Genomic DNA, 19,361 nt, shown 5'->3' on the forward strand with positions numbered 1-19,361 from the left:
CGAACTATCTCAACCGGCTGCCGTCGCGATCTTGTCCTGCGTCTTCGTGTCGAAGTCGCTGGCGTCGTGGCGCTCGTGGAGCTGCGTCGCCGGATCGCCGAAGACGCGGTTGACCATGCGCCCGCGCTTGACGGCGGGGCGGGCATAGATCTCGTCCGCCCAGCGCACGACGTTCTTGTAGTCCTGCACCTGCAGGAACTCGCCAGCCTCGTAGAGCCAGCCCTTCACCAGCCCGCCATACCAGGGCCAGATCGCCATGTCGGCGATCGTGTACTCCTCGCCGCCGATGAACCGGTGCTCGGCGAGCTGCCGGTCGAGCACGTCGAGCTGGCGCTTCACTTCCATCGAAAAGCGGTCGATCGGATATTCGAACTTGGCCGGCGCATAGGCATAGAAATGCCCGAAGCCACCGCCGAGGTAAGGTGCCGCACCCATCTGCCAGAAGAGCCACGAGAAGCATTCGGCGCGGGCGGCCGGGTCGGTCGGCAGGAAGGCGCCGAACTTTTCGGCCAGATGCGTCAGGATCGCGCCCGATTCGAAAATGCGGATCGGCTTGTCGCCGCTGCGGTCCATCAGCGCCGGGATCTTCGAATTCGGATTGACCGCGACGAAGCCCGAGCCGAACTGGTCGCCGTCGTTGATCTTGATCAGCCAGGCGTCATACTCCGCGCCCTTGTGGCCGGCTGCGAGCAGTTCCTCCAGCATGATCGTGACCTTGACGCCGTTGGGCGTCGCCAGCGAATAAAGCTGCAGCGGATGCTTGCCGACAGGCAGTTCCTTGTCATGCGTCGCACCGGCGATCGGCCGGTTGATGCTGGCAAACCTGCCGCCGCTTTCCTTGTCCCAGGTCCAGACCTTGGGCGGGGTATATTCGGTCATTCAAAAACTCCGATCGATTTGCAATGCGCCGTCTCCGACGCGCATGGCGGCACGTTAGCCACTCGAACCCGGCCTGTCTCTTTTGAAAAATTGAGCTGACGTCTGCGTGATCTGCCAGTGACGGAGCCGCGGACGCGAACCGAACGACGGCCGCGCCGCATAGCGAACGCAGACGTGACCGACCCAAAAATTCGATGGAAAGGAGGTGGTAGCGGAGGAGGGATTCGAACCCCCGACACAAGGATTATGATTCCTCTGCTCTAACCTACTGAGCTACTCCGCCCCGGCGGCGGTGAACGCCGCGAAGTGCCGCGGATATAAGGGGCGGGTGGCGGCGCTGTCAAGCAAGGGCGGGGCGCGGAGGGGCGGTTTTTGCGCCGCTTGCACATTCCCTAATGTCAACTGCGCACGACATCCGGCGCGCGCGGTCGGCAAGGGTTGAGTTCCGCGGGTCCGCCCATTATGTCTGCGCACGAACCCGTCAACCAGAAAGCCAGATGAAACCGCGCATCGCCGTCCTCGGATGCGGATATTGGGGATCGAACCATATCCGAACGCTCAAGTCGCTCGGCGCGCTTCAGGCGGTGGCGGATGCCAATCCCGCACGCGCGGAAGGCTTCGCGGCCGAGCATGGCTGTCTGGCCGTCAGCATCGACGAGATCTTCACCCGCGACGACATCGACGCGATCGTCATGGCGCTGCCGCCGCAGTTCCACGCCGAGGCCGCGATCCGCGCGGTCGAAAACGGCAAGGACGTGCTGGTCGAAAAGCCGATCGCGCTCACCGTCGAGGATGCGACCCGTGCCGTCGAAACCGCAAAGGCCTGCGGGCGCGTCTTCATGACCGGTCACGTCCTGCGCTTCCATCCCGGCTTCGAGGGGCTGAAGGCGCTGATCGACGCCGGCGAACTCGGTCGCGTACGCTACATCCATTCCCACCGGCTCGGCCTAGGCAAGTTCCACACCGAGAACGACGCGCTTTGGGATCTCGCCCCGCACGATCTGTCGATGATCCTCGCCATCACCGGCGCGCACCCGATCGAGGTGCGCGGCGAAGGTGCCGCGCTGCTCGATCATCTGTCCGATTTCGCGCATCTCCACATGCGCTTTCCCGGCGACCTGCGCAGCCATCTCTTCGCCTCGCGGCTCAACCCCTATCGCGAACGGCGGCTGACCGTCGTGGGCGAAAAGGCGATGGCGGTGTTCGACGACGTCGAGCCGTGGGAGCGCAAGCTCGCCGTCTACCGCCACGCCATCTGGCGAGATAGCGGCCAGTGGGCGTTCACCATGAACGAGCCGTCCTACGTGCCGGTCGAACAAGGCATGCCGCTGACGCGCGAATTGCAGCATTTCATCCAGTGCATCGAGACGCGCGAGGAGCCGCGCACCTCCGGCGAGGAGGCGATCGGCGTCCTCAAGATCCTGACGGCCGGAACCGTCCTCCACGATTGATTTGAGCTTTACGCTGCGGGCAGGGCTTCCAGCCGCGCCAGCATTTCCTCCGAACGGCGGCTGCGCTCGGTGCGGGCGATGAAGCCGCCGCCGAGGACGCGTGTCTCGTCGCTCTCGTCGGCATAGAGCGCGCAGGCCTGGCCGGGCGCGATCCCGGCTTCGCCGTCGGCGAGCTCCACGATCGGCTGGCCGTCGCGCACGAATAGCCGCGCCTCGCGCGGCGGGCGCGTCGAGCGCACCTTGGCGAAAAGCTCGATCCCTTCGGCAGGCAGCGCGGCGAGCGGCGCGTCGCCCAGCCAGTTCATGTCGCGCAGCACGATCCGGTGCGTCTCCAACGCTTCCTTCGGCCCGACGATCACCCGCGCACGCGGCGCGTCGAGATGGACGACGTAGAGCGGCTCGCCGGAGGCGACGCCGAGCCCGCGTCGCTGGCCGATCGTGTAGCGCAGGATGCCGTCATGGCGGCCCAGATGCCGGCCGTCGACATGGTAGATGTCGCCGGGCTGGGCGGCTTCGGGCCGCAGCTTCGCGATGATGTCGGCATATTTGCCCTGCGGCACGAAGCAGATGTCCTGGCTGTCGGGCTTGGCGGCCACGGTCAGCCCCATGCGCTCGGCCGCCGCGCGCACTTCGCGCTTCGACATGCCGCCAAGCGGAAAGCGCAGGAAGTCGATCTGTTCCTGCGTGGTGGCGAAGAGAAAATAGCTCTGGTCGCGGTCCGCATCGACCGGCCTGAAAAGGGAGCGGTGTGCGCCGTTCGCGCGGCTGCGGATGTAGTGCCCCGTCGCCAGCGCGTCGGCGCCTAGCTCCCGCGCGGTCTGCAACAGGTCGGCGAACTTGACGGTCTGGTTGCAGGCCACGCACGGAATCGGCGTCTCGCCGGCGATGTAGCTTTCGGCGAAAGGGTTGATCACCGCCTCGCGAAAACGCTTCTCGTAGTCGAGCACGTAATGGGGAATGCCGAGCTTTTCGGAAACCGCGCGCGCGTCGCCGATGTCCTGGCCGGCGCAGCACGAGCCCGCGCGATGCACCGCCGCGCCGTGGTCGTAAAGCTGCAGCGTGATGCCGACGACGTCGTAGCCCTGTTCCTTCATCAGTCCGGCGACCACGGAGGAATCGACGCCGCCGGACATGGCGACGACGACCCGCGTGTCTTCGGGGCGCTTGTCGAAATCGAGACTGTTCATCGGGCGGCTCATGCGTCTTGGCTAATCGGTCCGGATTCAAGGTCCGGGCGGTCGGGCTCTATATAGGCGAGCCGGGCAGGGGCTGCCAACAGCCCCGCGCGAGGCAATCGCCCACTCGTTAAGATTCGAAATTCCGGTGAAAGACGCCGTTCACGAAGGTTACGGTAGGCTTACCGGTGATTTAGCCCTTTCTTAAAGCTGTGGCGGTAGTGTGGCCGTCGATTGGGTCTTTGATGTTGTAGAGAGTACGATGACCGATCTTATTAGACCGCGTGTCAAATATGTAATCGGGCCGGACGGCAGCCCGTTGACGATTGCCGATCTGCCCCCCAGCAACACACGTCGCTGGGTCATTCGCCGGAAGGCCGAGGTGGTGGCTGCCGTTCGCGGCGGGCTGCTCAGCCTCGATGAAGCCTGCCAGCGATACAAGCTGACGGTCGAGGAGTTCCTGTCCTGGCAGGCCTCCATCGACGATCATGGTCTTGCCGGCCTGCGCACCACGCGCATCCAGCAATACCGTCACTGACAAGAGCGGTATGGACTTGATGAAACGCCCGGCCTGCCGGGCGTTTTGTCGTTTCGGGCCCGCCCGATTGTTGAACGCGAGCTGAACGGCGCGGTTCAAGGGCGGTTGGGGGCCGCGCGGCTAGTTTACGGTCATCGTCAACCGATCAAAGGAGATCACCGATGACCACCATCACGAAAACCCGCATCGCCGCCGTCGCCCTCGCGGGCACGATGCTCGCCGGCGTCGCCACGGTTCCCGCCGTCGCCCAGCTCCAGAGCGGGTTCGGCGCCTCGCGCGACCAAGCGACCGAGATGATGAACCGCATCGCCCGCGAGCATGGCTACGAGGACGTCGCCTTCGTCGAACAGAAGAAAAAGCATATCGAGGCCTACACGACCGACGACGCGGGCAACCGCGTCGAGATCAAGGTCGACCGCTGGGGCAATCTCGACAAGATCGAAGTCGAATATGGCTGGGCGCGCCCGTCCTTCGGCGGTTATGCCAGCGAAGCCGACATCCGTCGCAACATCGAGGCGGCCGGTTACGAGATGCTCTTCGTCAAGGACCGCGACGACGACGAATACGAGATCATGGCCCGCAATGCGCGCGGTGACGTCTTCGAACTCGAGGTCAGCTTTTCCGGCCAGGTCCTGAAGTCGGAATACAAGGCGCAGAAATACGCGATCGGCAATTTTGCCGGCGACCGCGACCGCGGCGACCGCCGCGAGAACAGCCGCGAGGAGCGCCGGGATCGCGACGATCGCGGCCCGCGCCATGAACGCGGCGACGATCGTCGCGGCTGATCCGCCAATCGTTGGGGCACGAAAAAGCCCGCCCCGGTCAGGCCGGGGCGGGCTTCTTGATTTCGATGCGCGGACGATCAGCCGGTGGCGGCGCGTCCGGAATAGTCGGTCTCGCGGTTACGATTGTCGAGCGCTTCGGCCTTGGCGAGTTCGGCTTCCGCCTCGGTCAGGGCTTCTTCGGCGGCGCTGCGCTGCGAAAGAAGGTCGTTGCGCGAATTGTGCAGGTTGTCCCGGCGCTGGCGCGCGGCCTTGGCGAAGGTCGGATAGGCGAAATGGTTCACGTCCGTGATGCCCGCCTTCTTCTCCTCAGAAACGATCTGCGCGTCGAGTTCGCCCGCCATCCTGTCGAATTCGGCGATCATCATGTCGAGCTGGAGCAATTGCTTGCGCTTCTCGCCGACCTGAAACTGCTTCAGCCGGACCAGGTTCTCACGTGACTTCATACTCAACGCTCCCGAAACGCCACCCGCACGCTACGTCGATATCGTTACTTTTTTCTTCGCGACCATCCCCGATCGCGCCGGAAAGTAACCATTCGTTTACGTGCATTGTTAATCATAGGGACGAGGACTTAAGGCGGGGTAAAAATCCCAACATGAAGTCACGGTCGCAAAGCGCCTTTCCATGAGTCGCTTGCGGGGGAATCCTGAAGTTCTGATTCACGGTGCGAATGGCGGATTCGTCTTTTTGATTCAGGGTGCTACGACAAACTGCTGAATGTTGCGATGGCCTCTTGCCAGCCTGAATCAGAGTTTGTTAACCATTTCGGTGGCATCCTGCGATTCAGGCAAATCAACGCTTCGGTGCCGAGCTGACGGGGCTGTTGGCGGAGAAGGGGAATGAAATGCGCGTTTTGCTGATTGAAGACGACAGTGCGATCGCACAGAGCATCGAGCTGATGCTCAAGTCGGAAAGCTTCAATGTCTATTCGACCGATCTGGGCGAAGAGGGTGTCGACCTCGGCAAACTCTACGACTACGACATCATTCTTCTCGACCTGAACCTGCCGGACATGTCCGGCTACGAGGTGCTGCGCACGCTGCGGCTCTCGAAGGTCAAGACGCCGATCCTCATCCTCTCCGGCATGGCCGGCATCGAGGACAAGGTGCGCGGCCTCGGCTTCGGCGCCGACGACTACATGACCAAGCCCTTCCACAAGGACGAGCTCGTCGCCCGCATCCACGCCATCGTGCGCCGCTCGAAGGGCCATGCCCAGTCGGTCATCACGACGGGCGACCTGATCGTCAATCTCGACGCCAAGACGGTCGAGGTCGGTGGCCAGCGCGTGCACCTGACCGGCAAGGAATACCAGATGCTGGAGCTTCTTTCGCTCCGCAAAGGCACCACTCTGACCAAGGAAATGTTCCTCAACCACCTTTACGGCGGCATGGACGAGCCGGAACTGAAGATCATCGACGTCTTCATTTGCAAGCTGCGCAAGAAGCTCGACCTCGCCTCCGGCGGCCAGAACTACATTGAAACGGTCTGGGGCCGCGGCTACGTGCTGCGCGAGCCAGAGGAAATGCGCGTCAGCGCCTGACCGGCCAGCATACGATCCACGAATAACCCGGCCTCGCGCCGGGTTTTTTCGTTTGCTGGTCCGAGTTGAATTACCGGGCGGTCCACGAGGGATCGCCGACAGGGCCGATGTCGTGATCTTCGCTCGACCAATCCCCGCGCATGGATCGAACCATCGGCGAGGATTTCGATCAGCTTGTTCGTCGGCAAATCGTTGAGTTCCGACAAATAGTCCAGGACGCGCGAGAAAAGATCGATCTGGAGGTCGCGGTCGACATTCGGCACGATGACGACGAGCCCGTTGTGGACGTCGTATTTCAGATATTCGCGCAGGAAGTGACGCCGATTGTTGGTTACGACCACGTAGTCGTGCTCGAAGGCGAACTTGGCGATGTTCCAGTCCTGCCAACCTGCCATGCCGACATGCGGGCCGAAATCGGCTTGCAAGCCCCTGTCCTTGCAAAGCGCCGCCAGCCCGGCGCTCAAGCATTCATCGATGAAGAAGCGATGCATCAAGCGCCGATGCGGGATGTGGCTGCCGCCCGGCGCCAGTCGGGTCCGAGTTCGTCGTCGGCCCAGGCGGTAACCGTTTCGATCGCATCCACCGGAAGCGTCGGGTAATCTTCGAAGATTTCGCGGTTCGTTCGTCCGGCGCGGAGATAAGCGACGATCGTCATGGCCGGGACTCTCGTTCCGCGAACAACCGGGTCGCCGCTCATGACCGAAGGGTCATGAACGATCTCACTCTTCACCGACGGCAATGTCTTTTGCAATGCACTCATCAGCGGCGCTCCTTCCCGTTCAGCATAGGCGTTGGCCTGTCTTTTTGGAAGAACGGCTCGTTACCCTCGACGAACGCGTACTCGTGAGGCCCGCCAGCCCTCAAGCAGCCATCTGGATTTCGCGGAAGCGTTCCAGCAAAATCGGCCGGTTGAAGGGCTTCAGAATGTAGCCTTTCGCGCCGGCGCGCTTGGCGCGCATGATGGCGCCGACGTCGAATTCGGTCATGCAGATCACGATGCGCGGCTTGGCCTGGGTCGGCAGCGCCATCGCCTGGCGGATGAAGTCGACGGTCGCCATGTCGGGAAGCTGCGCGTCCACGACGATGATGTCGGGCATTTCGACGGCGCAGTGCGACAGCGCCTCGCGGCCGTCGCAGGCTTCGACGACGGCCATTTCCGGGGTCGCGAGAATGCGCTTGGCGACCTTACGGATGACGTTGGAATCGTCCACGATCATGCAGCGCTTCATCCCGTAATCCCTTCCGTCCATCGATCGGCCCCCGCCTTGTCTGTCAGGAGGACGCTACGCGGGCCGGGTAAAGAAGCGGGTAAGCGGTTGGCTGAATAATGGGTTAATCGACGCCTATTCGGCGGTCAGCACGATGTCCTCGGCGCTGGCGCGGATGTTGATCTCCATGCCGGCCTCGCGGGCCAGGAGCAGCGTGTAATAGGCCTGCACGGAGTGCGCGTCGATCGCCTCGTCCGGCTTGCGGCCCGAATGCATCTCGAGAAACTTCGCCGGGACGCGCACCATCGGCCCCTTGGCCGTCAGCGTGAATTTCGGCTTCACCTTCAGGTTTTCCAGATTGACGGTGATCTTGCCGCCGCGTGGAATGCCGCCATTGGCGACAAGCAGCAGGTTGAGGATCAGCTTGACGGCGTTCTTTGGCAGGAGTTCGCGCTCGCCGGTCCATTCGAGTTCGGGCTTTTCGTTCTTCAGGAAGGCCTGCGCGACGCTTTCGGCGTCGCCGGTGTCGATCTGCATCCCGGCCGAGCCGGCCGCGCCGAAGGCGATGCGCGCGAACTGAAGCCTTGCCGACGCGTTGCGCGCACTGGTGCGGATCAGGTGCATGGCGTCTTCGTCGGCGCCGCCCTCGTCGAGGAGTTCGAGGCCGTTATTGATCGCGCCGACCGGCGAGATGACGTCGTGGCAGACGCGGCTGCACAGGAGTGCGGCCAGATCGGTCGCGGTCAGCGTGAAGAGTTCGGACATGCAATCGGCCCCTCGTTTGGCATGCGAAATGTCGGATGACTGCCGCGGGTCCCGCTCAGCGCGAATCGTATCGACGTCATTTGCAATCGTCGTGACACAGCCCGCCGCGTCCATCAAGAAAGCCCGCCTTAACCGCGGGCCTTACCTTTCCTTAAGCCTGTCGGGTTACCGTTCCTTAAACGTAAATGCGCCGCTGCCGGATCACGACCGGAGCGCGGCGCCCGCTTCTTACGGAGGTTCGCCATGAGACCGCATATGCAAGCAGCTCTCCTTTCGCGCCTGTCGATCGTGATCGCGATTTTCGCCGCCCTGCTCGTGGCCGCCGCGCCGGCGCGCGCGAACCAGCCCTATACCGCGCAGGAGATCGTCGATTCGGGCCACCAGTTCTTCGGCTCCACTTCGGGCGGTCTCGCGACCGTCGTCGAGCAGATATTCCAGAGCTACGGCCTGCCCAACGGCTATATCCTCGGCGAGGAAGCCGGCGGCGCCTTCATCGGCGGCCTGACCTATGGCGAAGGCACGCTCTACACCAAGAATGTCGGCGACCATCGCGTTTACTGGCAGGGGCCGTCGGTCGGCTGGGATGCCGGCGGGCAGGGCTCGCGCACCATGGTCCTGGTCTACAATCTCGATGCCGTGCCGAACCTTTACGGCAAGCGTTATGCAGGCGTCGCGGGTTCGGCCTATCTCGTCGCCGGCCTCGGCTTCAACGTGATGAAGAACGGCAACATCCTGCTCGTTCCGGTGCGCACCGGCGTCGGCGCGCGGCTGGGCGTCAATGTCGGCTACCTCAAGGTCACGCAAAGCCCGACCTGGAACCCGTTCTAACGCGAAGAACGCGGCCATCAACAGTCTTGCGGCGGTTCTCCGCCGCAATTTGCGCGTAAGGCTTGATCAGAACGGGATCAGGGTCCACCACGTCAGTATCGTCATCGGGCCGTCCATGGAAAAGCGTTTGTGATCCAGACCTTCTTGTTCTTCGGCCTCGGTTTTCTGACCGCCGCCTTCATCGGCCTGCTATTCGCCCCGGCGCTGCGCCGGCGCACCGAGCGCCTGACGACGCGTCGCATCGAGGCGCGTCTGCCGCTGACGCGCGAAGAAATCCAGGCCGACAAGGACCGTATCCGCGCCGAAGCCGCGCTCAAGCAGCGCAAGATCGAGATCGAACTCAAGGCCGCGCGGGCGCGTATCGCCGAACAGATGGTCGAGCTCGACCGCCAGCGCCAGGCGCTCGGCTCGAGCGGCGACGTGATGCTGACGCGCGACACGCGCATCGCCGAACTCGAGGCCGAGATCGAGGAAATGCGCGCCACGATCACCGGCCATGACGAGAAGGTCGCCCATCTGGAAAACCGGCTCGTCTCCGAACATGCCGATGCCTTCACCCGCAAGAGCGAACTCGATCGGCTGTCCGCGCTCTACGAGGATGCCAGCCTTACCTCCAGCAGCCGGCAGATCGAAATCGTCGCGCGCGAGACCGAGATCGACCGGCTTGCCACCGACCTCGCCTCGCTGCGCAACCAGCGTAACGAGACCGAGCGCAAGCTGCGCGAAGTGACCGCCGACAACAAGGCGATGCGCGAGGCGCTGAAGGTGGAGACCCGCAAGGCCGAGGACGCCAATCGCCGGATCGAACGCCTGCTTTCCGACCTCTCCGACCGAGAGGACAGGCTGGAGCGGCGCGAAAACGAAATCGCGCGCCTCAAGGGCCAGGCGCCAGCCGATCTTTCCGCCGCGCCGGATGCCGCAGACAAGATCGCTGCCGAGCGTGACCGCCTCGAAAAGAAGCTCGCGACGCTGACGCGCGAGAACAAGAAGCTGAAATCGCAGGCCGCATCGTCGAAGCCGGCCGGCGAGGACAATGCGCGACTGCGCGACCAGCTTCACCAGCTCGCCGCCGAGATGGTCAACATGACTGCCACGCTCGAAGGCCCGCAATCGCCGATCCGCAAGGCCATCGAGGCCGCGCAGGCCGCGGGCGAGGGGTTGCCCGTCAGCCTCGCCGAGCGCATCCGCGCCCTGCGCGAGGCGTCCGAGCGTGCCCGTTCAGCTCCCGCGGAGGCGATGGAGGGCGATCGCTGAGGCGGCCGCGACGTTGAGGCTGTCGAAATCGGTCTCCATGTCGATCCGCACCCGCCGCATCCGCGCCATCAGATCTTCCGGCAGTCCCGGCCCCTCCGCACCCAGATAGATCGCCTGCCGACCCGCCGGCGCGATCGTCGCAAGGTCTTCTGCATCGCGCGGCGTCATCGCCAGTTGCTCGAAGCCGGCGGCGTCCAATGCGTCGAACATGGCCGCTGCATCGCCAAGAACCGCATAGGGCACCTTCAGCGCCGCGCCGACCGACACGCGGATCGCCTTGCGGTAGAGCGGATCGCAGCTTGCCGCGTCGAGCAGCACCGCATCGGCGCCGAGCGCGGCGGCGTTGCGGAAGATCGCGCCGACATTGTCGTGATTCGCGATGCCGACCAGCGCGACGACCAGCGCGTCGCGGGGCAGGGCGGCAAGCATCGCGCCGGCATCTTCCGGCGCCCGCTTCGCCCCGATCGCCAGTATGCCGCGGTGGATGTGGAAGCCGGCGATCGCGTCCATCGTCGCCTGGTCGGCGACGTAGAGCGGCGCATCGGCGGGCTTTGCCGCCAGCGTCTCCTCCATGCCGGAAAGCCGCTTGTCGAGGATCAGCACGGATTCCGTCTCGAACCGCCGCGCGCCGAACAGGACGTTCAGCACCACCTTGCCTTCGGCGACGAAGCGCCCCTGCCGCCCGACGAGGTCGCGCTCGCGCACATCGCGATAGGCGGATATGCGGGGATCGTCGGGGTCGGTGATCTTTATCGGCGTCATCGCCGGCTTATTTCACGCCGGCCCGCCACCGTGCAAGCCGCGCCGAATTCGTCACCACCGAGACCGAGGAGAGCGCCATCGCCGCGCCTGCAAAGACCGGCGAGAGGATGCCGAAGGCGGCGAGCGGGATGCCGATGACGTTGTAGACGAATGCCCAGACGAGGTTCTGGCGGATCGTGCGCTTGGTCCTGTGCGCGATGTCGAGCGCGGCGGGGACCAGTCGCAGGTCGGGCCGCATCAGCGTGATCCCGGCCGCCTCGCGCGCCACTTCCGTTCCCGACGAGAGCGCGATGCCGAGCTTCGCGGCCGCCAGCGCGGGTCCGTCGTTGAGCCCGTCACCGACGAAGGCGACGTCGCTTCGCGTGCCGAGCTCGCGCACCGCCGCGACCTTGTCCTCGGGCGTCAGCCCGGCGCGATAGTCGGTGACACCGGTCTCGGCCGCAATTGCCTCTGCTGCCGCTTCATTGTCGCCCGTCAGCATCACGACCGACAGCCCGCGCGCCTTGAGGTCGCCGACGACGTCGGCTGCTTCCGGTCGTGCCCTGTCGGCGAAGACGAACGCGCCCGCCAGCCGCCCGTCGATCGTCACGAAGGAGGTCGTGCCCCGCACCGTCAGCCGCGAAGTCAACGCATCGAGCGATGCCCGGTCAGCGCCTTCCTCTGCCGCCAGCCTCGCATTGCCGACCGCGACGCGTTGGTTGCCGACGACGCCGGCAAGCCCGCGTCCCGCAATCGCGCGCGTCTCGATCGCCGGTGGAAAATCCGCACCCGCGCGCCGCACCAGCGCCCTGGCGAGCGGATGCTCGCTTTGCGCCTCGACCGCCGCCGCAAGCGCCAGCAACTCCGCCTCGCTGCCCTCCGCCACCGCGATCTCCACCAATTCCGGCTCGCCGAGCGTCAGTGTTCCGGTCTTGTCGAAGGCGATGGTGCGGATTGCGTCCGTGCGCTCCAGCGTCTCGATGTCGCGGATCAGGATGCCCGCGCGCGCGGCTGCGCCCGTTCCGGCGACGAGCGCCGTCGGCGTCGCAAGGCCGAGCGCGCAGGGGCAGGCGATGACGAGCACCGCCACTGCCGAAACCATTCCCGCGACGGCGTCGCCGCCGATCAGCCACCAGCCGAGAAAGGTCAGCGCCGCGATCACCAGAATGGTCGGCACGAAGATCGCCGAGATGCGGTCGACCAGTTTCTGGATCGGCGCCTGTCCGATCTGCGCGTCCTCGACGAGGCGCGTCATGCGTGCAAGCCGCGTGTCGGCGCCGACCGCCGTCACCTCGATATCGAGCACGGCCTCGCCATTCACCGTTCCCGTGATGACGACGTCGCCGGGCTTTCGGTCGACCGGCAGGCTTTCGCCCGTCACCAGTGCTTCGTCGATGCTCGACTGTCCCGCCAGGATGCGCCCGTCGCAAGGGATGATCGCGCCGGGCCGCACGCGCACGCGGTCGCCAGCACCAAGGCTTTCCACCGCGACGATCTCCGCCCCACTAGGCCCGATCCGCTCCGCCTCGCGCGGCGCCAACCGCCCGAGCGCCGTCAGCGCGGCGGAGGTCGAGCGCTTGGCGCGCGCCTCGAGATACTTGCCGGCGGTGATCAGCGTCAGGATGACGGCCGCCGCCTCGTAGTGGAGATGGGCGTGGGTTTCGCCGAGAAGCACGAGCACCAGCGAATAGACATACGCGACGCCAGTGCCGAGCACGACGAGCACCGCCATATTCGCGCTGCCGCCGCGCAATGCCGCGACCGCCTCGCGCATGAAGCGCGGCGCAGCCACCGCCATCACGCCGGTCGCCAAAACCGTCTGCGTCCAAGGTCCGATCCACGCATGGCCGGTGCCGGTCATCATCGGCAGCATTCCAATGACCAGCGGGACCGTCAGAAGCGCCGAGACGACGAGCCGCAGCAGCGTCTGGCGCTCGTCCGCGCGCCGCTCGGCGTCGCGCCGCTCATCGGCAAGGCGCTGCGCGGCCAGGTCGTCGCGGCGCAGCCGCGCCTCGTATCCCGCCTTGCTCACCGCGGCGATCAACGCATCGACGGCAACATCCGTCCCGGTCTCGACCGAGGCGCGCTCCATCGCCAGGTTGACGTTCGCCCGCGTCACGCCGGGCACCCGGGACAGCGTCTTTTCCACGCGCGCCGAGCAGGCGGCGCAGGTCATGCCGGAAATGTCGAGCGAATGGGTCGTCATCGGCGTCACTTGGCTTGACGTGCGTCGAAGCCCGCATCCTCGACGGCAGCGATCAGCGTTGCGGCATCGAGAGCCTCGCCCTCGATCTGGGCGCGGGCTTTTTCAAGATCGACATTTGCAGCGTTCACGCCGGGCACGGCTTCGAGCACCCGCGTCACGGATCTGACGCACCCGCCACACGTCATGCCGCCGATTTCGAGATCGATCTGCATCAGCCATTCTCCTTGTTGAACAGGAGATAGGGCTTCCAGTCGCTAGAAGGTCAAGTGCCCGTTTGGGAACCGCTTCAGCTTGCCTTGCGGTCGTCGTGCAGTTCGCCGTTCTGCCGGCGCTTGGGGGCGCTGCCGTAGATGCGTTCCATTGTTTCAAGCAGGAGCTGCACGGATGGCGCGTCGCAACTGTAGAAGATCGTCTGCCGGTCGCGCCGCGTCTGGACGAGGTCCATCGCGCGCAGCTTCGCGAGATGCTGCGACAAAGCCGACTGGCTCAGCGACACTTTTTCTGCGATTGCGCCTACGGAAAGCTCGGCATCGTGCAAGTGGCACATGATGGCAAAGCGCTTCTCATTGCCCAGGACGCCAAGCAGCCCGGCGGCCTTGCCGGCATTCCTGACGAGTTCATCGGATACCATCCTACCCCTCGGTAATTCGAAGAGAATTTGACGGACAACGTCCGGCGGCCACGCAGGTTGCGCGCAATCACAAAACTTTGCATCAATTGAACGGATCGGAACGCCGGTTCAACCGGCTTCGCGCCCGCGCGCAACCCTTGCCATCTGGACGAGCATTTCCCGCATCTGGCCGGCAGACTTCAGGGGCTCGGCGAAAAATATACGCGCCGCGCGGTCGCCGACCATGAGGTCGAACCCGTCGGGGTCGATCCCCGTCATCCTCCAGTCGAACGGCTCCGCGACGCCGGCAAAGTGTTTCGCGCAGAGCGCGATCGCGTCGCGATGGTCGTCATTCATATGCGCCACCGCGCCGGGCCCGGCGCGTTCCAGCGCCCGCGCGACCGCCGCATCACTCATCAACTCCTCGCGCGTCAGCCGATACGCCTTGCCAAACCCGCCATTGAGGCTCGCTTCCTCCGGCTCCAGCCGGAAATACGAGAAATCCGCGAAATCGGCATAGAGCGCCGCCTTCGGATGACGCGCCAGAAAGCGCTGCGCGACGCCCGCATGGTCTTCGCTTTCGCGCCCGATCCGTTCGGCGCGGCATTTCAGCGTCATGCGCGGATGGGCGAGCGGGTCGCCCTTACCGGCTTCGCCGAAAAGCAGCGCGCAGCGCGCATCCGCCACGAGCCCGCCGGTATGGGTCGAAAGCGTCGAGACGAGGATCAGCGGACGCCCGGCACAGTCGGTCGCGACCGAAACGCGGCTTGCGAGCGGCCAGCCGCTTTCCGGCTCCAGCACCGCCAATGCGGCATGGCGCGCGGCGCGCAGAAGCGTCCGGCCGAGCCGGATCGCCTCGGCGTCGGTCGGTCGCAGAACGTCCTTCTTCGTCTCCGCCATGGTCAGCCGATCACGCCTGCGCCGGTCAGGTCCTCGATCCGGTCCGCCGCAATGCCCAAGCTGGCAAGGCTGGCCGCAACGCCCATTTCCGCGACCGCGCCCGGCGTGCGCGAGAAGCGCGGGGCAGGGCGCGGCCGGGTCATCGCGCCCTTCGCCGCAAACACGTCGCGCGCGACATTGTGCGGATGACGCGTCGCCTCGCTGAGCGACAGGATCGGCGCGACGCAGGCCTCGGTCGGCTCGAAGATCGCCGCCCATTCGTCGCGGGTCTTTTCGCGAAACCGCGCCGCGATCGCCGCGCGCATCTCACCCCAGCACGACAAATCGTACTGTCTTGGAACGAACGCCGCATCGAGCGGCAGCAGCCGTGCGAACTCGCCAAAGAATTGCGGCTCGAGGCAGCCGACGGCGACATGCCTGCCGTCTGCCGTCTCGTAGGTGTCGTAGAAGGGTGCGCCGGTGTCGAGCAGGTTCGAGCCGCGCGCGTCCTTCCAGAATCCGGTCGCCAGGAACGAGTGGAACGGCGCGGTCAGCATGGCGACGCCGTCGATCATCGCCGCGTCCACCACCTGGCCCCGGCCGGAAATGCCGCGCTCGACCAGCGCCGCCAGCAGCCCGGTCAGAAGGAACATCGTCCCGCCACCGAAATCGGCGACGAGATTGAGCGGCGGCACCGGCTTGCCGTCCTTCTCGCCGATTGCATGCAGCGCACCCGAATAGGCGAGATAGGTGATGTCGTGTCCGGCGCGGTCGGCAAGCGGCCCGTCCTGCCCGAACCCTGTCATTCGCGCGAAGACCAGCTTTTCGTTACGCGCCATGCAGATGTCCGGCCCGAGCCCGAGCCGTTCCATCACGCCCGGCCGGAACCCTTCGATCAGGACGTCGGCGCCGGCAATCAGGTCGAGCACCAGCGCGGTCCCGCGCTCGTCCTTCAAATCGACCTTCACGATGTCGCGGCCGTGCCGGTCGAGGTCGAATTCGGGCGGCACGTGGAGGAAGGCTTGCGCCTTCGCCTTGCGCTCGACGCGCACCACGCGCGCGCCGAGTTCGGCCAGCATCAGCCCGGCGAGGGGGACGGGGCCGAGCCCCGCCATCTCGATGACGGTGAGGCCGGCGAGCGGTCCGGCGCGCTTTTCCTCCCCCACGCCGCGCGCCTTACTTCGGCGCCATGCGAATCGCCCCGTCGAGACGGATCGTTTCGCCGTTCAGCATCTGGTTCTCCACGATGTGAACCGCCAGCGCGCCATATTCGGCCGGTTGGCCGAGACGCGGCGGGAACGGCACCTGCTGGCTGAGCGACTTCTGGGCGTCCTCGGGCAGGCCGGCCAGCATCGGCGTCATGAAGATGCCGGGCGCGATGGTGCACACGCGAATGCCCGAACGCGCGAGGTCGCGCGCGGCCGGCAGCGTCATGCCGACGACGCCGCCCTTCGACGATGCATAGGCGATCTGCCCGATCTGGCCGTCATAGGCGGCGACCGAAGCGGTGTTGACGATGACGCCGCGCTCGCCGCTTTCCATCGGCTCGAGGTTCTGGCAGCGGTCGGCCATCAGGCGGATCATGTTGAAGGTGCCGATCAGATTGACCTCGATCACCTTGCGATAGGCGTCGAGCGGGTGGACGCCGTCCTTGCTCAGCGTCTTCATCGCGATGGCGATGCCGGCGCAATTGATCAGGATGCGCGGCTCGCCGAGCTTTTCCGAAACTTCCTTGAACGCCGCTTCACCGGCTTCCGCGTTCGACACGTCGCACTTGACCGCGATGCCGCCGATCTCCGCCGCCACCTTCTGCGCGCGTTCCAGCCCGACGTCGAACAGGGCGACCTTGGCGCCCTTGGCCGCCAGCGCCCGCGCCGTCGCCTCGCCGAGACCCGAACCGCCGCCCGTGACGACCGCGACGTGACCTGATGGGTTCATGAAAATTCCTCCGGAAATGTTATGAGATAGAACAATCGACCCCCATCTTAGCGGGGCACGAGGACGGCGTGCAAGCACGTGTTCACGTGCTTCTCATGGGCCCCGCGCATAGCCGGTTTGGCCGAATTGCACGGTTCCGTACGGGTAGGGGAGACGCTTGCCCGGGGTCGCAGCGACGATCCATCGATCTATTTCGCAGCCCCGGCCGCAGGCGTATCCTTCCCACTGCGCCCGATGGGCGCAGGTTCCGGGAGGTTCACATGGGACGTATTTACATCGACTGCCGCGAATTCCCCAGCGAGATGAACTGCACCGTCGCGATCGCCGCCGACAATGAGCGCGAACTCGTCGACGCTGCGGTCCAACACGCCGTCGCCGTTCACGGCCACCACGACACGCCGGAGTTCCGCTCGGAAATCGCCAAGGCGATCCACAAGGGCAACCCGCCGGCAAGCCGCGCCGCGTAGGCGTCAGCGCCGGATCACCGCCTTCAGCACGTCGCGCACGCCGATCGAGCCGACGAAGCGCGACTGCTCGTCGAACAGCGCGACAGGCGCCGTCGCCGAGCGGTGCATCGCGGCCATCACCGTCTTGAGCGGCGTTCCCGGCGAGGCCCAGAACACCTGCGGCTTGTCGGCCGGCAGGTCTTCCATGTTCTCGCACGAGACCCAGATCGCCGGCGTGCCGTTGCGCTCGGCATCGATCACCAGCATGTTTTCGTCGAACTTGAAGCGCGTGGTGTGCCGGCGGTCGAGCCAAAGCCAGTTGTCGCCGGCGGCGTCGAGGTCGCGCGCGTCGCGCATGATGTTCCACGCCGTCAGCACCGAGAGCGGGTTCACATTGGCGATGAAGTCGCGGACATAGTCGTTCGCCGGCGCCAGCACGATCTCCTCCGGCGCGCCGGTCTGGACGATCCGCCCGCCCTCCATGATCGAGATCGTGTTGCCGATCTTCAGCGCTTCCTCGAGGTCGTGGCTGACGAAGAGGATCGTCTTCTTCAGCTTGTCCTGAAGGTCGAGCAGCTCGTCCTGCAGCTTGGTTCGGATCAGCGGGTCGAGGGCGGAAAAGGGCTCGTCCATCAGGAGGATCGGCGCGTCGGTCGCGAAGGCGCGGGCAAGGCCGACGCGCTGCTGCATGCCGCCCGAAAGCTCATGCGCATATTTGTCGGCCCATTGCGTCAGACCGACGAGGTCGAGCTGGGCGGCGACACGCTCCTTGCGCTGGGCGGCCGGCACGCCTGCCAGTTCGAGGCCGAAGCCGACATTCTCCGCCACGGTGCGCCAGGGCAGGAGCGCGAATTGCTGGAACACCATCGCCACGCATTCGCGGCGGATCTGGCGCAGCTTGGCGGGCGAACAGCTCACCACGTCGGCTTGCCAGTCCTTGTCGTGCACGATCACCGCGCCGCGGGTCACCTGGTTCAGTCCGTTGACGGCGCGCAGCAGCGTCGACTTGCCCGAACCCGACAGGCCCATCAGGACCGAGATTTCGCCGCTGTGGACGATCAGGTCCGCCTGGCAGCAGCCGAGCACCGCGCCGGTCTTTTCCAGGATTTCCGAGCGGCTGGCGCCGGCATCCAAAAGCGGCAGCGCGGCGCGCTGCTCGGCCTGCGTGCCGAAGACGATGTCGACGCGGCGGAACTCGACGGCGGTGCTCATTTGGCCTTCTCCTGGCCGATCCGCGCCATCCGGTCGAGGATGATCGCCAGCACCACGATGGCGAGGCCCGCTTCGAGGCCGAGCGGGATGTTGACCGTGTTCAGCGCCCGCACGACCGGCCTCCCGAGCCCGTTCGCGCCGATCAGCGCCGCGATCACCACCATCGACAGCGACAGCATGATGCACTGGGTCAGCCCCGCCATGATGGTCGGCAGGGCCGAGGGCAGTTCGACCTTCCAGAGCAACTGGCTGCGCGTCGCGCCGAAGGATTCGCCCGCCTCCAGCATCGGCCGGGGCACCGACTTGATGCCGAGATAGGTCAGGCGGATCGGGGCCGGACAGGCGAAGATCACGGTGACGATCAGGCCCGGCGCGATGCCTAGGCCGAAGAGGATCAGGACGGGGATGAGGTAGACGAAGGTCGGCAGGGTCTGCATCAGGTCGAGCACCGGTTGCAGCCAGGCATAGACGCGGTCGTTATGCGCCGCCCAGATGCCGATCGGCACACCGATCGCCATCGACACGGTCGCGGCCGATACGACGAGCACGAGCGTCTGCACCGTCTCGGACCAGAGCCCCTGGTTGATGATGAAGAGCAGGCCCAGCATCACTCCCAGCGACAGCTTCCAGGAGCGCTTGAGCGCGAAGGCCAGGGCGGCGATGGCGAGGACGACGACCACCGGCGGAAACCACATGATGAGGTTCACCATCGAATCCAGAACCGTGCGCAAGCCATTGGAAATGGAATCGAAAAACCAGGCGAAATTGCCGATCAGGAAGTCGAAGAGCGTCTGCCCCCAGCGCCCGACAGGAATCTTCTCGCTTGCCACCCAATCCGAAACCGGGTCCATCGCCTCATCCCCTCGAAGTTCAAACGCGAAGCGGCCGGATCGTTGCCGGCCGCTC

23 protein-coding genes and 1 tRNA gene are annotated in these 19,361 nt (G+C 65.4%); 7 read left to right on the forward strand and 17 right to left on the reverse strand.

Annotated features, from left to right (window positions below):
- Positions 1-9 precede the first annotated feature (9 nt).
- Both yghU and ACT6QU_RS03495 read right to left on the reverse strand, forming a co-directional pair.
- On the reverse strand, positions 10-879 hold the full coding sequence (gene yghU, locus ACT6QU_RS03490) for a glutathione-dependent disulfide-bond oxidoreductase (RefSeq protein WP_444563720.1): 870 nt from the start codon (positions 877-879) through the stop codon (positions 10-12).
- A gap of 206 nt (positions 880-1,085) precedes the next feature.
- Positions 1,086-1,162: transfer RNA gene (locus ACT6QU_RS03495), tRNA-Met, on the reverse strand.
- Positions 1,163-1,376: 214 nt separating this feature from the next.
- Here ACT6QU_RS03495 and ACT6QU_RS03500 point away from each other — a divergent pair.
- Positions 1,377-2,330: a Gfo/Idh/MocA family protein gene (locus tag ACT6QU_RS03500; RefSeq protein ID WP_444563719.1), complete on the forward strand. Its 954-nt coding sequence runs from the start codon at positions 1,377-1,379 to the stop codon at positions 2,328-2,330.
- An 8-nt stretch (positions 2,331-2,338) separates the two neighbouring features.
- Here ACT6QU_RS03500 and mnmA read toward each other — a convergent pair whose 3' ends face one another.
- Positions 2,339-3,517 carry a tRNA 2-thiouridine(34) synthase MnmA gene (gene mnmA / locus ACT6QU_RS03505; RefSeq protein WP_444563718.1) on the reverse strand — a complete coding sequence of 393 codons (1,179 nt, stop codon included), beginning with the start codon at positions 3,515-3,517 and terminating at the stop codon, positions 2,339-2,341.
- 250 nt (positions 3,518-3,767) lie between these two features.
- Here mnmA and sciP point away from each other — a divergent pair, with 250 nt between their 5' ends.
- Both sciP and ACT6QU_RS03515 read left to right on the forward strand, forming a co-directional pair.
- Entirely contained in the window at positions 3,768-4,043 is a 276-nt protein-coding gene (gene sciP, locus ACT6QU_RS03510; protein WP_024587510.1) for a CtrA inhibitor SciP, read from the forward strand.
- A gap of 161 nt (positions 4,044-4,204) precedes the next feature.
- Positions 4,205-4,828, forward strand: a complete 624-nt coding sequence (locus ACT6QU_RS03515) for a PepSY domain-containing protein (protein ID WP_444563717.1) — start codon at positions 4,205-4,207, stop codon at positions 4,826-4,828.
- Positions 4,829-4,905: 77 nt separating this feature from the next.
- Here the strand turns inward: ACT6QU_RS03515 and ACT6QU_RS03520 are convergent, their stop codons facing one another.
- Positions 4,906-5,271: a hypothetical protein gene (locus ACT6QU_RS03520; RefSeq protein ID WP_024587508.1), complete on the reverse strand. Its 366-nt coding sequence runs from the start codon at positions 5,269-5,271 to the stop codon at positions 4,906-4,908.
- Between the two features lie 401 nt (positions 5,272-5,672).
- On the opposite strand from ACT6QU_RS03520, the gene ctrA reads away from it, so the two are divergent.
- Positions 5,673-6,368, forward strand: a complete 696-nt coding sequence (gene ctrA, locus ACT6QU_RS03525; protein WP_024587507.1) for a response regulator transcription factor CtrA — start codon at positions 5,673-5,675, stop codon at positions 6,366-6,368.
- Here the strand turns inward: ctrA and ACT6QU_RS03530 are convergent.
- From ACT6QU_RS03530 to chpT, 4 genes are all read right to left on the reverse strand, one after another.
- Complete coding sequence (locus ACT6QU_RS03530; RefSeq protein WP_444563716.1) at positions 6,326-6,859, reverse strand: DUF5615 family PIN-like protein; 534 nt, start codon at positions 6,857-6,859, stop codon at positions 6,326-6,328. The two genes, ctrA and ACT6QU_RS03530, sit on opposite strands and share 43 nt — an antisense overlap.
- Entirely contained in the window at positions 6,859-7,128 is a 270-nt protein-coding gene (locus ACT6QU_RS03535; RefSeq protein WP_444563715.1) for a DUF433 domain-containing protein, read from the reverse strand. The genes ACT6QU_RS03530 and ACT6QU_RS03535 overlap by 1 nt, the downstream gene beginning before the upstream one ends.
- Before the next feature lie 100 nt (positions 7,129-7,228).
- A complete protein-coding gene (locus ACT6QU_RS03540; protein WP_024587504.1) occupies positions 7,229-7,597 on the reverse strand; it encodes a response regulator in 369 nt (122 codons plus the stop codon).
- 114 nt (positions 7,598-7,711) lie between these two features.
- On the reverse strand, positions 7,712-8,341 hold the full coding sequence (gene chpT, locus ACT6QU_RS03545; RefSeq protein ID WP_444563714.1) for a histidine phosphotransferase ChpT: 630 nt from the start codon (positions 8,339-8,341) through the stop codon (positions 7,712-7,714).
- Positions 8,342-8,584: 243 nt separating this feature from the next.
- Between chpT and ACT6QU_RS03550 the strand changes: the two genes are divergently transcribed.
- Both ACT6QU_RS03550 and ACT6QU_RS03555 read left to right on the forward strand, forming a co-directional pair.
- Positions 8,585-9,169, forward strand: coding sequence for a DUF1134 domain-containing protein (locus ACT6QU_RS03550; protein ID WP_152529602.1), 585 nt, complete (start codon positions 8,585-8,587; stop codon positions 9,167-9,169).
- 129 nt (positions 9,170-9,298) lie between these two features.
- Positions 9,299-10,423 (forward strand): hypothetical protein, encoded by a 1,125-nt coding sequence (locus ACT6QU_RS03555; protein WP_444563713.1) that lies wholly within the window; start codon positions 9,299-9,301, stop codon positions 10,421-10,423.
- Here the strand turns inward: ACT6QU_RS03555 and ACT6QU_RS03560 are convergent.
- From ACT6QU_RS03560 to ACT6QU_RS03590, 7 genes are all read right to left on the reverse strand, one after another.
- Positions 10,388-11,185: a TrmH family RNA methyltransferase gene (locus ACT6QU_RS03560; RefSeq protein ID WP_444563712.1), complete on the reverse strand. Its 798-nt coding sequence runs from the start codon at positions 11,183-11,185 to the stop codon at positions 10,388-10,390. The two genes, ACT6QU_RS03555 and ACT6QU_RS03560, sit on opposite strands and share 36 nt — an antisense overlap.
- A gap of 7 nt (positions 11,186-11,192) precedes the next feature.
- Entirely contained in the window at positions 11,193-13,370 is a 2,178-nt protein-coding gene (locus ACT6QU_RS03565; RefSeq protein WP_444563711.1) for a heavy metal translocating P-type ATPase, read from the reverse strand.
- A 5-nt stretch (positions 13,371-13,375) separates the two neighbouring features.
- Positions 13,376-13,582, reverse strand: coding sequence for a heavy-metal-associated domain-containing protein (locus ACT6QU_RS03570; RefSeq protein ID WP_444563710.1), 207 nt, complete (start codon positions 13,580-13,582; stop codon positions 13,376-13,378).
- Between the two features lie 74 nt (positions 13,583-13,656).
- Positions 13,657-14,001 carry an ArsR/SmtB family transcription factor gene (locus ACT6QU_RS03575; RefSeq protein ID WP_024587497.1) on the reverse strand — a complete coding sequence of 115 codons (345 nt, stop codon included), beginning with the start codon at positions 13,999-14,001 and terminating at the stop codon, positions 13,657-13,659.
- A gap of 108 nt (positions 14,002-14,109) precedes the next feature.
- Complete coding sequence (locus tag ACT6QU_RS03580) at positions 14,110-14,880, reverse strand: HugZ family pyridoxamine 5'-phosphate oxidase (RefSeq protein ID WP_444563709.1); 771 nt, start codon at positions 14,878-14,880, stop codon at positions 14,110-14,112.
- 2 nt (positions 14,881-14,882) lie between these two features.
- A complete protein-coding gene (locus tag ACT6QU_RS03585; RefSeq protein ID WP_444563708.1) occupies positions 14,883-16,025 on the reverse strand; it encodes a CaiB/BaiF CoA transferase family protein in 1,143 nt (380 codons plus the stop codon).
- A 10-nt stretch (positions 16,026-16,035) separates the two neighbouring features.
- Entirely contained in the window at positions 16,036-16,797 is a 762-nt protein-coding gene (locus tag ACT6QU_RS03590) for a 3-hydroxyacyl-CoA dehydrogenase (RefSeq protein ID WP_444563707.1), read from the reverse strand.
- 260 nt (positions 16,798-17,057) lie between these two features.
- Between ACT6QU_RS03590 and ACT6QU_RS03595 the strand changes: the two genes are divergently transcribed.
- A complete protein-coding gene (locus tag ACT6QU_RS03595) occupies positions 17,058-17,264 on the forward strand; it encodes a DUF1059 domain-containing protein (protein WP_444563706.1) in 207 nt (68 codons plus the stop codon).
- A gap of 3 nt (positions 17,265-17,267) precedes the next feature.
- On the opposite strand, the gene choV is transcribed toward ACT6QU_RS03595, so the two are convergent.
- Together choV and choW are read right to left on the reverse strand one after the other, a co-directional pair.
- On the reverse strand, positions 17,268-18,455 hold the full coding sequence (gene choV / locus ACT6QU_RS03600; RefSeq protein WP_444563705.1) for a choline ABC transporter ATP-binding protein: 1,188 nt from the start codon (positions 18,453-18,455) through the stop codon (positions 17,268-17,270).
- Complete coding sequence (choW, locus tag ACT6QU_RS03605; RefSeq protein WP_024587491.1) at positions 18,452-19,306, reverse strand: choline ABC transporter permease subunit; 855 nt, start codon at positions 19,304-19,306, stop codon at positions 18,452-18,454. Before choW ends, choV begins: the two co-directional genes overlap by 4 nt.
- Positions 19,307-19,361: the final 55 nt, after the last annotated feature.

It is taken from the genome of Aliihoeflea sp. (assembly GCF_052435475.1).
Classification (GTDB): domain Bacteria; phylum Pseudomonadota; class Alphaproteobacteria; order Rhizobiales; family Rhizobiaceae; genus Aliihoeflea.

What these genes read in the sequence shown, in the direction of transcription:
- yghU (WP_444563720.1), bottom strand. Translation starts at nt 879, where the DNA reads ATGACCGAATATACCCCGCCCAAGGTCTGGACCTGGGACAAGGAAAGC.
- ACT6QU_RS03500 (WP_444563719.1), top strand. Translation starts at nt 1,377, where the DNA reads ATGAAACCGCGCATCGCCGTCCTCGGATGCGGATATTGGGGATCGAAC.
- mnmA (WP_444563718.1), bottom strand. Translation starts at nt 3,517, where the DNA reads ATGAACAGTCTCGATTTCGACAAGCGCCCCGAAGACACGCGGGTCGTC.
- sciP (WP_024587510.1), top strand. Translation starts at nt 3,768, where the DNA reads ATGACCGATCTTATTAGACCGCGTGTCAAATATGTAATCGGGCCGGAC.
- ACT6QU_RS03515 (WP_444563717.1), top strand. Translation starts at nt 4,205, where the DNA reads ATGACCACCATCACGAAAACCCGCATCGCCGCCGTCGCCCTCGCGGGC.
- ACT6QU_RS03520 (WP_024587508.1), bottom strand. Translation starts at nt 5,271, where the DNA reads ATGAAGTCACGTGAGAACCTGGTCCGGCTGAAGCAGTTTCAGGTCGGC.
- ctrA (WP_024587507.1), top strand. Translation starts at nt 5,673, where the DNA reads ATGCGCGTTTTGCTGATTGAAGACGACAGTGCGATCGCACAGAGCATC.
- ACT6QU_RS03530 (WP_444563716.1), bottom strand. Translation starts at nt 6,859, where the DNA reads ATGCATCGCTTCTTCATCGATGAATGCTTGAGCGCCGGGCTGGCGGCG.
- ACT6QU_RS03535 (WP_444563715.1), bottom strand. Translation starts at nt 7,128, where the DNA reads ATGAGTGCATTGCAAAAGACATTGCCGTCGGTGAAGAGTGAGATCGTT.
- ACT6QU_RS03540 (WP_024587504.1), bottom strand. Translation starts at nt 7,597, where the DNA reads ATGAAGCGCTGCATGATCGTGGACGATTCCAACGTCATCCGTAAGGTC.
- chpT (WP_444563714.1), bottom strand. Translation starts at nt 8,341, where the DNA reads ATGTCCGAACTCTTCACGCTGACCGCGACCGATCTGGCCGCACTCCTG.
- ACT6QU_RS03550 (WP_152529602.1), top strand. Translation starts at nt 8,585, where the DNA reads ATGAGACCGCATATGCAAGCAGCTCTCCTTTCGCGCCTGTCGATCGTG.
- ACT6QU_RS03560 (WP_444563712.1), bottom strand. Translation starts at nt 11,185, where the DNA reads ATGACGCCGATAAAGATCACCGACCCCGACGATCCCCGCATATCCGCC.
- ACT6QU_RS03565 (WP_444563711.1), bottom strand. Translation starts at nt 13,370, where the DNA reads ATGACGACCCATTCGCTCGACATTTCCGGCATGACCTGCGCCGCCTGC.
- ACT6QU_RS03570 (WP_444563710.1), bottom strand. Translation starts at nt 13,582, where the DNA reads ATGCAGATCGATCTCGAAATCGGCGGCATGACGTGTGGCGGGTGCGTC.
- ACT6QU_RS03575 (WP_024587497.1), bottom strand. Translation starts at nt 14,001, where the DNA reads ATGGTATCCGATGAACTCGTCAGGAATGCCGGCAAGGCCGCCGGGCTG.
- ACT6QU_RS03580 (WP_444563709.1), bottom strand. Translation starts at nt 14,880, where the DNA reads ATGGCGGAGACGAAGAAGGACGTTCTGCGACCGACCGACGCCGAGGCG.
- ACT6QU_RS03590 (WP_444563707.1), bottom strand. Translation starts at nt 16,797, where the DNA reads ATGAACCCATCAGGTCACGTCGCGGTCGTCACGGGCGGCGGTTCGGGT.
- ACT6QU_RS03595 (WP_444563706.1), top strand. Translation starts at nt 17,058, where the DNA reads ATGGGACGTATTTACATCGACTGCCGCGAATTCCCCAGCGAGATGAAC.
- choV (WP_444563705.1), bottom strand. Translation starts at nt 18,455, where the DNA reads ATGAGCACCGCCGTCGAGTTCCGCCGCGTCGACATCGTCTTCGGCACG.
- choW (WP_024587491.1), bottom strand. Translation starts at nt 19,306, where the DNA reads ATGGACCCGGTTTCGGATTGGGTGGCAAGCGAGAAGATTCCTGTCGGG.